Consider the following 12170-nt stretch of genomic DNA (forward strand, 5'->3'; position numbering starts at 1 on the left):
AGGGAGACAATGAAAAGAAAAATGCTCGGCCTATTATTAACAGCAGGGCTTGGGTTAGCTCTAGCTAATGCAAGTTATGCACAGTCGACTAAGCCAGTGATCAATCCACCACCCACCGCTAAGGACTGGAATAATTTAGCCAAACTTCCTGATTGGAGTGGTGTTTGGAATCCAAAGATCACCGATCAAGATATGCAGGCTAAAACCAATATGCCCCCTTGGACTCCTGCGGCCAATGAACTCATCCAATATCAGCTGGCTGAAGAAAAAGCCGGTAGACCCCCTCCCTTATTCGTCAACTGTTTACCTGAATCCATGCCCGCATGGATGTTGGTTACTCACAATGCCATGGAAGTCTTATTTACCCCAGGTAGAGTGACCCTCCTAGGGGAATCAGACGGCAATCGGTTGCGCCGCATCTACACCGATGGTCGCCCTCACCCAGAAGATCCAGATCCCACTTTCCATGGTCACTCCATTGGTAAATGGGAAGGCGATACGCTGGTAGTTGATACCGTCGGCGTTGTACCCCAGGCTTATATTGCGATCAGCGAAGCTGCTGGTGTTCCTAATAACGGCGATATGCACATCATCGAACGCATCCATTTAGTGGGCAAAGATGAATTGCATGATGACCTTGAAATCATTGCGCCCAACGTATTAACCAAGCCCTGGAAAACAACTCGTATTTACTTCCGTCAACGCGCACGTAAGTACGATATTGTCGAAGGCGTTTGCTTAGAAGGCTCTTTTGCCCCAGGCAAAGATAAACGTGGCAATGATATTTTCGTTCCTGTCGAATACGATGTGGGCGGCAATCGCATTCCACCCCAATAATTTATATAGCCATCATTCTTAGGAGATAAGATCTTGAAACTCACAACATTAACGAGACTAGCGGCATTTGTCATCGCGCTATCAGCGTCAGCACTAGCCCTAGCGCACCATGCCACCACCATGTTTGACCGAGATAAAGTCATCACTATTACTGGGGTAGTCAAAGAAGTGCAATGGACTAACCCACACGTTGGTATCTTTGTCACGGGCACCCTCAAAGATGGCGATACTCCAGCGCTTTGGATTATGGAAGTATCTAGCCCTGGAAACCTGACTCGTGCGGGTGGTTGGACTAGAAACTCCATCAAAGCAGGAGATAAGGTATCGGTTGACTTCTACCCACTTCGCAATGGCAATAAGGGTGGTTACTTGAAGAAAGTTACCTTAACCGACACTGGCAAGTTCTATACCGCCGATATTCGCGCACAAGAAAGCGCTAACTTAGAAGACCGCGAGCAGAAATAATCTGCTGCAAATTAGGGAAGCGGGATTGAAAAAATAGCTTTGAGCGTTAACGAGTCAGTGCTATTTGAAAACCCCTTCCCTACTCCCGCCTGAAATGAAATAGGCTTTCCATCGTAGTACATCATCAAGAATCCCAGCTGTTGGGTGTTTTGATAATTGATCGGTTGTCCTAGCTGATTGAGATTGGTGTAGTACTCCACCCCTAAAGCCAAGTCCGGAATGACCTCTCGCGATAAGCGAGTTGCCGTCGAGTAGTACGGCGATTGATGCACGTATGGTTGCGATAGCGGCATATCGACGATGGGGTTAAATGAGAACAACCATTCATCAAAATGTTTGCCGAAAATAAAACGCATTTCTGCGTTATATCGAGACTCATCAAACTGTGGCTGCACATTAGAAAGCTCTAAATTGGCGCCAGCAAAGAAATCGTCACCCTTCTCCTCGCGATACGGCAACCATTTCATACGCACTTTCGTGGCTGCATACTGAAATTTGTTGTCGTAATTGACGTAAGAGATATATAAGCCAGCCTCTAAATCATGGCCAAGACCATAAGCCAATTCTGGCGTGACGCGCACGCCATTATTATTCATCACCTCGCCTGGGTAAGAGGGTGTCTGGATGCCGCGAGGCGTGCTATTAATATGAAGTTCTAGACTTGATTCACCCTTAGCATTAATCTCATCGTCATACACCTGTATCTCATCTTGTAGCACCGCCATTGCCGCAGTGGGCAACAGCATTAAGCTTGCCAAAATGATTGTTGGGGCGAGGAGTAGCTTTAGAAGCCGCTGTATCAGCGGCCTCAGCGCAATTGACTGCATCTTCATGATGCATGAGTTTAACAACTATTGCGGTTTTTTGACGCGCTCACTCCAGAGCTGCCACGGACGTCCAATTGTCTTTTCAATGGTCTCTTGTGAAATTACCGCTTCGCCAGGTGTCAGGTATTGAACCTGCCCCATTTTCATCGCCTCACTCTGAATGCTGGCGTTTTGGATTGCATAGACCGCTCTAAAGACTGCTTTTTTAATCGAGTCAGCTCCAGCAGCATATCCATGACCACGCATCAAGACAAAATACTGTAGGCCCATGGTTTGAGACAAGGCATTACCCAGCTCAATATTGCTAATAAACATATCCGTATCAGGATTAGGTTTGGCAAAATTACGAATCTCAAAAATGGGGGCACCCTCACCCAAGAATGAGCTCATGTGATACACAGGCTTAAGCGTAGTGCCCGTTAAACCAAAAGGGAGTATTGGGGCCGCATGCCCATGAATCACTGAATTAATATCAGGGCGATTTTTTAGAATGCCACTATGAATAAAGCGCTCGCCATAGGCAACTCGAGTATCGCCATTGAGTGCCTTGCCGTTCATATCAAATTCCATAATGTCTTCTACCTGCACCACCGATGGAGCAACACTACGAGCCAAAAAGAAAGTATTGGGATTGGCTGGATTGCGAACGCTAATGTGACCATAACCATCGACTGCGTTTTGGTCATACAAAATATGATTTGCAATTACTAGTTCTTCAACCGCTGCTTTGATCTTGGGGTCTTGCTCCATTTGCTCTTGAACGGATGCAGCATACGCATTGGCTATGCCCAGCAATAGTAATGAGATCAGAATTCTTTTCATCATTCAACCTTTCCAATTTTTCTCACGACCTCACCCATTTGCGCCGACTCTTTATCCCAGTAGACTTTAAATTCTGGGGCATCCATATACTGAATGGGGCTACCCGCACCATTAATCACTGAGCGCACGCGTTCATCGTTTGCAGCTTGCTTAGAGGCTTCACGTAACTTGGTCACAATGTAATCAGGTGTGGCGCTAGGCACAAATAATCCTGCCCATTGTGAGAACTCGACCTTCACACCCATCTCTTTAAAGCTAGGCACATCTGGCATGCTTGCCAATCTGCCATCACCCCAGTGCGCTAATGCCCTGACCTTGCCTGCCTTGATCTGCTGAACAATCGAAGATGGTCCAGTCGCTATCGCATCTACCTGTCCACCTAGCAGACCCACAATCGCTGGACCGGCTCCAGTGTAGGGAATATGAACCATATAGAACTTTTCAGAAGACTTGAGCATCTCCATGGGCACATGCATCGTTCCATAGTTTCCAGAAGAGCCAAAGTTGTACTTACCAGGATTGGCGCGCATTGCCGTCACGAATGATTTGTAATCTTTCCATGGGCTATCGGCGCGCACTACCAATACAGTTGGATCCGCCGTAAAACGAGCAATTGGTTTCAGTTGATTTAACTGAAAGGATTGTTCACGCCCTACTACTTTATCTGCTTCAGGAATAATAGAAATAGAACAGAGCGCCATCAAAATGGTGTAGCCATCTGGCTTTGCTCTTGCAACCGCAGCCATACCGATACCGCCACCTGCACCTGCTTTGTTCTCAACAATCACGGGTTGCCCCAAAATTCGGGAGAGCGCCTCAGCTACCGGTCGACCAACAGCATCAGCTACTCCGCCCGGCGGAAAGGGCACCACCATTGTGATTGCCTTGGTAGGCCATGGCTCCGGGGTCTGGGCAAAAGCAGAGATTGCTAAGAAACCGCTTGCGATGCAGCCCAGCGCATAGCTGAGTATGAATTTTTGTCTCATTTTTGTCTCGAAAATGTAATTTCGTTATTATTTATATTCTTTATCCTACTACAAGAATTATCACAATAAACAGGGGTTGTTGTAGTCATAACCCCAACGGAGATAGCAATCATGAAATACGCAGCGTTTTCTTTAGCAAAAGAGCCGTCGAAGACTCTTGTCGGGATAGTGTCAGCCGATGGGCAGACTGTGCAGGAACTCGATTTGGGCGTGGATGTGAGTGAAGATGGCATTGTTGCCATTCTCAAATCGGATCTAGTAGGTAAATTACCTAAGCCAGTTGCGACTCACGCATTGAGCGATATTCGTCTGCTCGCCCCCGTTCCAAGACCTCGCAGAAATATATTCTGTGTTGGCAAAAATTACCACGAGCATGCAAAAGAGTTTTCTAATAGCGGCTTTGATGGTAGCGCTAAGCCTGGCGAAGACATTCCAAGCCACGCAATCTTCTTTACTAAGCCGCCAGAGTCCGTGACTGGCCCCAATACCAACGTCATTATTCCTACTGCCGTCTCTACCTGCATTGACTATGAAGCGGAATTAACGATTGTGGTCGGTAAAGGCGGCAAGGGCATCAGCGAAGCAGATGCCATGAAGCACGTTTGGGGCTACACCGCCATCAATGATGTGACTGCACGTGATTGGCAGCAACGTCACAAGCAATGGTTCTTAGGCAAGAGCTTTGACACGTTCTGCCCTATGGGTCCTTGGGTAGTGACAGCCGATGAGGTTGATGCTGAGGATATCTCTGTGAAGTGCTGGGTCAATGGTGAACTACGTCAAAACTCCAATACAAAAGATTTGATCTTTGATATTCCAAACATGATTGCAACAGTTTCTGCAGGTATCACGCTCTACCCTGGAGATCTCATTGCTACCGGCACACCCGTGGGTGTCGGTATCGGCTTCAAGCCACCAAAGTATTTAGTCAATGGTGATGTTGTGGTTGTTGAGATGGGTGGCATTGGCAAACTTGAAAATACGTTTGTTGCTGTCTAAGCTAATCAATTTAGATGAAAAAGAAAGCCACCCTAGGGTGGCTTTTTCATTACACAGAGCGTATGCACTACTCATTAGCAAATCTACACTAAGACTCCTTGTAGAACATTAACCTAGACCGAAGAAGATCGCTATTCGGTAGGTAATGAATGAAGCAATATAAGCTAATCCGAACAAGTAACTCAGCATAATGATTGGAATCTTCCAGCCACCCGTCTCACGTTTGACAGCAGCAATTGTCGAGAGGCATTGGGGTGCAAAGACAAACCAGGCTAGGAGTGAAAGCGCTGTTGCTAATGACCAGCCCGAGGAGATAAGTGGAATCAGAGCCTCAGCTGCATCTGCGCTCGAACTTGACAAGGCATATACGGTTGCCAGTGAGCTCACCACCACTTCGCGCGCTGCCATACCGGGTACCAAAGCAATACTAATCTCCCAGTTAAACCCGATGGGAGAAAATACGTGCGCTAATGCCTGCCCTATCATTCCGGCAAAGCTGTACTGAATCGGAGATAGCGTTGCTCCCTCGGGTGGCAGTGGAAAACTGGACAGAATCCACAGCCCAATAGTCATAATCAAAATGATCCCACCAACACGGCGTAAGAAAATTTCTGCACGTTGCCACAAGCTAATAGCAAGATTACCAATGCGTGGTGTGTGATAGCTAGGCAACTCCATCATGAGTGCGTTCATTCTGAATTGCTCACTTGTAAAGCGTTTCAAGATCCAAGCTACAGCCATAGCGCCAAAGATGCCAGCAAGATAGAGCGAGAACAATACCAAGCCCTGCAAATCAATCGTAGCCCACAGTTTTTTCTCTGGAATGAATGCAGAGATTAGTAAGGCATATACCGGTAAGCGCGCAGAACAGGTCATCATTGGTGCAATCAAGATGGTCACCAAGCGATCGCGCGCATTGGAGATACTTCTCGTTGCCATGATCCCTGGGATCGCACAGGCAAAGCTGGAAAGTAGTGGAATAAAAGAACGGCCCGATAGACCTACCGAACCCATTACCCTGTCCAATAAATAAGCAGCCCTTGGAAGATAGCCCGACTCTTCAAGCAGAAGAATGAAGAAGAACAGAATCAAAATTTGCGGAAGGAAAATCACTACCCCACCAAGGCCAGCCAAAATTCCGTTAATCAAGAGACTTCGCAACCAAGTGTCCGGCAATAGCGCGCCAATTTGTGCACCGAGGTATTCAACTGCGGTCTTAATTAGCTCCATTGGCAAGGTCGCCCAACTAAAGACCGCCTGAAATATACAGAAGAGCAAGGCCACCAAAATGATGGGGCCCAATACTGGATGCAACAGCACCGCGTCCAGGCGATCGCTGAAATGATCTGGAATGATTTGATCAAGGCCCAAGTTCTGCAAAATACGCTGAACCTGCACATTGTCAGATTCCGTATGGGCAATATGGGAAGCTACATTTTCGAGGGTGGCATCAGTAGTACCAGTTCGTAAAGCGTGGAGATTTTTCCAATCCAATTCTGATAAGAAATTCTTAATCTCATCTGCTCCATTAGATTGAATGCCAACACTCGTGATTACCGGTAAGCCCAACTCATGAGAGAGTGCCGCAGTATCAATCTGCAGCCCTTGACGCTTGGCAATATCAAGCATATTGAGCACCACCACACAGGGAAGTCCCAAGCGCTTAGCGGCGAGAACCAGGCGCAGATTGCGTCTCAGGTTCATGGCACTTAATACACAAAGTACTAAGTCAGGACGTTTCTCACCCTCCGCTCTACCTAGCAACACATTACAAGTAACGCGCTCATCCAAGGATCTTGGATAGAGACTGTAGGCGCCTGGCAAATCTAGAACGCGAATATTTTTTCCGGAGTCGAGAGTTAAGCGCCCTTCTTTTCGCTCTACGGTGACACCTGAATAATTTGCTACTTTTTGTCGGCTGCCGGTTAGCAAATTAAATAGGGCCGTCTTTCCGCAATTAGGATTACCCAATAGCGCGACTAGCGGCTCGCTAGGAAAAAAGTGGACTTTGGATTCAGGCATGTGTCACTGACTCAACTTCGATCATGCGTGCTTCTGATTGACGCAATGCAAAAGTGGAGGCTCCAACTCGAACTAGGTAGGGTCCTTTTTTAAGCAAGCCTTTACGGAGCAGCGTGACCTGCTCGCCTGGCAAGAAACCGATATCCTCCAGCTGCCCCTTAATTTGAGGCGCGCCCTTAGGGGCATTTACCGAACAGACACGGTAGGTGGCATCTAAATCAACCTGGTCCAAATGCATGGAGGATTGTCACTTTTATCAATTAATAAGAACGATTCTCATTATATACCTTATACTTGAGAATAGTTCTCATTTACAAAGTAGCTAAATCTAGTAAAAACATGTTCTCACATACAAAAAAACAGGTTTTGACCTATCGCAAAGGAATTTGCAGATTTGGCATTAATGTTGAATTAAGTATTCTCAAGACCCTGCTTTTGCCCCTATTTATGTTGGGGGTATGTTCCACTGCATATGCTGAATCCCCAGTGAGTGATACGCCGATCATCTTGGCTGTCGCCCCTGTAAGCGATACACCTTATGCAGATGGACCCCATGCTGATGGAGGCGACACCGAACAGTGGAGTATTCATGGGCAAACTACCTACATCAATCAATTTAAAAATAACTTCAACTCCCCCTACTACGGAGCCAAAAGTCTTTTAAATAAAACTGATGGTGATATCAGTAAGAGCTATACCTTCTCTGCAACTGCATTTTTAGGGGCTAGATTATGGGAAGGCGCTGAAGCTTATATCAACCCAGAAATGTTTGAAGGAACCCCCTTCTCCGGTCTGAGCGGCTTAGGCGGCTTTAGTAATGGTGAACTACAAAAAGGCACTGCCATTCCACCAATCTATTACATGGCTAGAATGTTTTTGCGCCAAACGTTTGGCCTAGGTGGTGGACAAGAACATATTGAAGGTGTTGCCAATCAATTGGCTGGCAACGTAGATAAACGTCGCCTAGTAGTGAGTTACGGAACTTTCTCAGCACTCGATTTCTTTGATGCCAATACTTATAGCCATGATCCCCGCACCCAGTTTTTAAACTGGTCCCTGATGGCCAGCGGTGCTTACGACTACGCTGCAAACTCACGCGGCTATACCTATGGTTTTGTGGGTGAGTACTACCATGATGAAGAATGGGTCATGCGTCTTGCGCGCTTGGCAATGCCTAAGACACCAAACTCATTAGCGCTAGATTACGACCTGACACAGCAATATGGCAACACTGCCGAGCTTACTCACCTACACACCATTAATGGGCAACCTGGCAAAGCAAGAGTCTTGGTCTTTCAGAATCGCGGAATTATGTCGACATACAACAATGCAATTGCTTTTGGAGAGCAAACAAATACAACGCCAGACATCCTTAATACAAGATATGGTTATCAAACCAAATGGGGTTACGCCTTAAATGGCGAACAAGCGCTCACCGAAAATATTGGCGCATTTGCAAGGTGGAGTTGGAATAATGGCCAAACTGAAACACAAGCATTTACTGACATCAGCAATTCTTTATCTGGCGGCTTATCTATCAAAGGAACAAGCTGGGGTAGACCTCAAGATACTGTCGGAATTGGTGCGGCATTAAATGGTATCTCCTCCCAACAAATTGCCTATCTTCAACAAGGTGGCGCGACTATGTTTATTGGTGATGGCAGGCTTAATTACAAGAAAGAACAAATATTTGAGACCTTTTATAGCTGGAATGTCTATAAAAGCCTGTCGCTCTCAGCAGATTACCAGCGCATAGCCAATCCTGCATATAACGCAGATCGTGGACCAGTCAATTTCTTTGGTTTACGAGCCCATATTGAGATGTAAGATACGCTTAACCCTTTTAAGAAATACCACCAAGGTCAAGCGCTATGTACCTACCAAAACACTTTGCAGTTGATGACCCAGCCCTACTGGCACAGCTCATCGCTGAATATCCATTAGCAACTATTGTTGGCAGCTTAGAGAAACAATTAGAAGTCAATCATCTGCCATTGATGCTCAGTAGCGATAGAAGCAAGCTCTATGGCCATATCGCCCGAACTAATCCATTAGCGAAAATTGCTGCCAGCGGCAATACAGCGATAACCGCGATCTTCAATGGTCCACAAGCTTATGTCACACCAGCTTGGTACCCTTCCAAAAAAGAAACTGGCAAAGTCGTGCCTACCTGGAATTATGCTGTCGTACATGCACAAGGCAACATCAAACTCATTGATGATCCGCAGTGGCTCAGAAATCATGTAGCCCAAATGACCAATATTCATGAACCTACATATCAATCAGACTGGAAGCTAGATGACGCTCCAGAAGAATATGTGGAGATGATGCTCAAAGCTATTATTGGAATTGAGATTGATGTTCAAAGTTTGCTTGGCAAGTTCAAGCTTAGCCAAAACCGCCCTGCAGAAGACTATGACGCTGTCGTAGCGAAGCTTGAACAATCGCCGCAAGAGATCTTGCAAGCCATGCGGGAATACATGCGTTAAGGCGTGCTGTAGCCGTACTTGCGTAATATGGATTTAGCCTGAGCGCCTTGCATAAATTGGTATAAATCGACTGCCTCCTGAGGGGCACCCTTGATTAAAACCATGCGCTGCTTGATGGGCTCATAGAGCTTGCTATCTATCAATAAGAAGCTGGTTTCTTTTGCGACCTCTGGTGACTTGGCCAAAGAAAAAGCAGTAAACCCAACATCGGCAGCACCAGTAACAACATAGGTTGTTGCGACACCAATGTTGTCTCCGTAGACTAACTTGTCTTTAGCAAGATCCCACCAGCCTTCTGCCTTGAGATATTCAACAGCTGCTTTGCCATAGGGCGCTAACTCAGGCTTGGCAATAACTACTTTATTAGCTTTAGCTATAACCTTAGCGATATCCGCTTTGTTATCCGCCAAGACAATTCCGGATGATGTTTTAACGATGAGGACTAACTTACCAGTTGCATACACCACACCTTCATCTATCGTCTTACCATGCTTATAAAGCTCAAGAGGAAAGTACTCATCAGCAGCTATGAAGAGATTAAATGGCGCACCATTCATAATCTGAGTGGCGAAGTTTCCGGAAGATCCATAAACTACCCTCATGCCCTGCTTGCCATTAGCCTTAAAAGCAATCGCAATTTCAGAGAAAGCATCTTTCATATTGGCAGCAACGGCAACTGTTGCGCTCTGAGCGAATACCAAGCTTGCGCTACAAAGCAATGATGTGAAAATAGCGGAAAGGCGCAATATCATATTGAATTAGATTGTAAGGGCACTTAGAGCCAGCCCTTAACTTGCCGATTAAGGCTTATTGCTTTATAGCCCGGCGTATTTGCAGAATAACTACGTATCTTTCGAATCAATTTAGACGATTCTGGCTGAGATACCATCTCCTTATGCATCGCAATGAAAAAGATTTCATCCTTCAAAGGAATGAAACCCAAGCCATTCTCCAGGGCAATATTTTTAACCCCCAGACCTACATCTGCCTTCCCAGCAAGAATTGCATTGGCAACTGCTGAATGAGTAAACTCCTCTTGTAAATAGCCATTGATCTCAAGAGGATCAAGGTTCTCCTCCAGCAATAAATTATCAAGCAGAAGTCTTGTACCAGAACCAATTTGACGATTAATAAAGTGGATCTTTCGATTAAGCAAATCCTCAATTGATCGAATGTTGAGAGGGTTCCCCTTTTTTACGATTAAGCCTTGTGTGCGCTTCATCACTGGATAGATTTGAATGCCGTTCTTAGATAGGCGCTGATGAATGACTTGGGAACTTTTCTGATCTGATACATGGTACCCAGCAAGATGTGCGTCGTTGTTGAGAAGTCTCTCCAAAGATTCTCCAGACCCAGCAGTTTTCAAATTGAAGCCCTTAACCTCTGTAACAGCTCTTTGAATAATCGAATCGCTACTTGAAAGAAAATTCCATCGCGTGTTTTCCGATTTTTGAATTTTATTAATCTCTTTTAATAAAGCGTCTTGATAGGAGCTTCCATATTTAAGGTGTCCCGCTTGCATCTCATCAATAAATTTACAAAGAAATATTCCGAATTCAGTTAACTTGGACCCATGTCCCTTGGTCCGAGTAATGAGTTGCATGCCTAGGGCCACCTCTACATCATTCAACTTACCCCAGGCACCCCTATAAGAAGTGCCAGATTTTTTACTGGCAAGCACTAAAGAACTACCGCTTTGAATATCTTTGAGGAGTTGCAAAAGCCAAATAAGGTCGACAGAGCTTTTACCCTGACTTTTAACAACTAAACTAGGTCGGACTTCAATTTGCATATGTAATTTTTTGCATATTCAATAAGTATTAATGTATGCGATGATATCGATTTAATCAACCTCTTGATAAGCTCCATGAGAAAAATTATTCATAAACTCATTTTCTGCGCATTTATTTCTGTAGCCATTAGCACCCCCTTAGCTTTTGCCCAAGAAAAAAGTATTGTGGTGTCCTCCACTACATCTACCGAACAATCTGGCTTGTTTGAATACATTCTCCCTATCTTTAAGATGAAAACTGGAATTACCGTCAAAGTAGTTGCAGTTGGCACAGGTCAAGCGCTGGACATTGGCCGCCGTGGTGATGCAGATGTGGTGTTTGTCCATGACAAACCTGCTGAGGAGATCTTTGTTCAAGAGGGCTACTCCACCAAACGCAATGAAGTGATGTATAACGACTTCGTCTTGGTAGGACCAAAGTCTGACGCAGCCAAAGTAGGCGGTGGCAAAGATATTCAAGTAGCACTGCAAAAGATTTCAGCAGCACAAACTCCTTTTGTATCCCGTGGCGATAAGAGCGGCACTCATGCAGCTGAATTACGCTATTGGAAAGGGGCTGGTATCACTGTTTCACCAAGCCAGACTTGGTACAAAGAGACAGGTTCAGGAATGGGTCCCGCCCTGAATACCGCTTCCGCCATGAATGCCTACATCCTGACTGATAGAGCTACTTGGCTTAGCTTTAAAAATCGTGGCGATCTTGCAATCTTGGTTCAAGGTGATCCGAAACTCTTTAATCAATATGGCGTGATGCTAGTAAATCCTGCCAAGTTCCCATCTGTGAAAAAAGCCGAAGGCCAAGCCTTTATTGATTGGCTGATTTCCAAGAATGGTCAGGATGTCATTGCCAGCTACCAAATTGGTGGCGAACAACTTTTCTTTCCTAATGCCAAGAGGTAATGCTTAGTAGAGACTGATCAATAAAAAAGCC

General features: G+C 45.6%; 13 protein-coding genes. 6 read left to right on the top strand and 7 right to left on the bottom strand.

The features are described from left to right. Positions 1-9: 9 nt before the first annotated feature. Both FD961_RS06105 and FD961_RS06110 read left to right on the top strand, forming a co-directional pair. Positions 10-837, top strand: a complete 828-nt coding sequence (locus FD961_RS06105; RefSeq protein ID WP_215393092.1) for a hypothetical protein — start codon at positions 10-12, stop codon at positions 835-837. A gap of 33 nt (positions 838-870) precedes the next feature. After that, entirely contained in the window at positions 871-1302 is a 432-nt protein-coding gene (locus FD961_RS06110; protein WP_215393093.1) for a DUF6152 family protein, read from the top strand. 11 nt (positions 1303-1313) lie between these two features. Here FD961_RS06110 and FD961_RS06115 read toward each other — a convergent pair whose 3' ends face one another. From FD961_RS06115 to FD961_RS06125, 3 genes are all read right to left on the bottom strand, one after another. Further along, positions 1314-2048 carry a transporter gene (locus tag FD961_RS06115; RefSeq protein WP_215393094.1) on the bottom strand — a complete coding sequence of 245 codons (735 nt, stop codon included), beginning with the start codon at positions 2046-2048 and terminating at the stop codon, positions 1314-1316. Positions 2049-2153: 105 nt separating this feature from the next. Continuing rightward, complete coding sequence (locus FD961_RS06120; protein ID WP_215393095.1) at positions 2154-2954, bottom strand: class II aldolase/adducin family protein; 801 nt, start codon at positions 2952-2954, stop codon at positions 2154-2156. Continuing rightward, complete coding sequence (locus FD961_RS06125; RefSeq protein WP_215393096.1) at positions 2951-3937, bottom strand: tripartite tricarboxylate transporter substrate binding protein; 987 nt, start codon at positions 3935-3937, stop codon at positions 2951-2953. Before FD961_RS06125 ends, FD961_RS06120 begins: the two co-directional genes overlap by 4 nt. Before the next feature lie 111 nt (positions 3938-4048). Here FD961_RS06125 and FD961_RS06130 point away from each other — a divergent pair, with 111 nt between their 5' ends. After that, positions 4049-4936: a fumarylacetoacetate hydrolase family protein gene (locus tag FD961_RS06130; protein WP_215393097.1), complete on the top strand. Its 888-nt coding sequence runs from the start codon at positions 4049-4051 to the stop codon at positions 4934-4936. Between the two features lie 108 nt (positions 4937-5044). Here the strand turns inward: FD961_RS06130 and FD961_RS06135 are convergent, their stop codons facing one another. Together FD961_RS06135 and FD961_RS06140 are read right to left on the bottom strand one after the other, a co-directional pair. Next, a complete protein-coding gene (locus FD961_RS06135) occupies positions 5045-6958 on the bottom strand; it encodes a ferrous iron transporter B (RefSeq protein ID WP_215393098.1) in 1914 nt (637 codons plus the stop codon). Continuing rightward, positions 6951-7196 carry a FeoA family protein gene (locus tag FD961_RS06140; RefSeq protein WP_215393099.1) on the bottom strand — a complete coding sequence of 82 codons (246 nt, stop codon included), beginning with the start codon at positions 7194-7196 and terminating at the stop codon, positions 6951-6953. Before FD961_RS06140 ends, FD961_RS06135 begins: the two co-directional genes overlap by 8 nt. Positions 7197-7297: 101 nt before the next feature. On the opposite strand from FD961_RS06140, the gene FD961_RS06145 reads away from it, so the two are divergent. Together FD961_RS06145 and FD961_RS06150 are read left to right on the top strand one after the other, a co-directional pair. Further along, positions 7298-8785: a carbohydrate porin gene (locus FD961_RS06145; protein WP_251371236.1), complete on the top strand. Its 1488-nt coding sequence runs from the start codon at positions 7298-7300 to the stop codon at positions 8783-8785. 44 nt (positions 8786-8829) lie between these two features. After that, the gene (locus tag FD961_RS06150; protein WP_215393100.1) at positions 8830-9447 is read left to right on the top strand and encodes an FMN-binding negative transcriptional regulator; all 618 of its coding nucleotides are present in this window, start codon (positions 8830-8832) and stop codon (positions 9445-9447) included. Here the strand turns inward: FD961_RS06150 and modA are convergent. After that, positions 9444-10199, bottom strand: coding sequence for a molybdate ABC transporter substrate-binding protein (gene modA / locus FD961_RS06155; protein WP_215393101.1), 756 nt, complete (start codon positions 10197-10199; stop codon positions 9444-9446). The genes FD961_RS06150 and modA overlap by 4 nt on opposite strands. Positions 10200-10222: 23 nt before the next feature. After that, the gene (locus FD961_RS06160; protein ID WP_251371237.1) at positions 10223-11050 is read right to left on the bottom strand and encodes a substrate-binding domain-containing protein; all 828 of its coding nucleotides are present in this window, start codon (positions 11048-11050) and stop codon (positions 10223-10225) included. A gap of 264 nt (positions 11051-11314) precedes the next feature. On the opposite strand from FD961_RS06160, the gene FD961_RS06165 reads away from it, so the two are divergent. Further along, positions 11315-12139 (top strand): substrate-binding domain-containing protein, encoded by an 825-nt coding sequence (locus FD961_RS06165; protein WP_215393103.1) that lies wholly within the window; start codon positions 11315-11317, stop codon positions 12137-12139. Positions 12140-12170 lie beyond the last annotated feature (31 nt).

It is taken from the genome of Polynucleobacter sp. TSB-Sco08W16 (assembly GCF_018687455.1).
GTDB lineage: Bacteria > Pseudomonadota > Gammaproteobacteria > Burkholderiales > Burkholderiaceae > Polynucleobacter.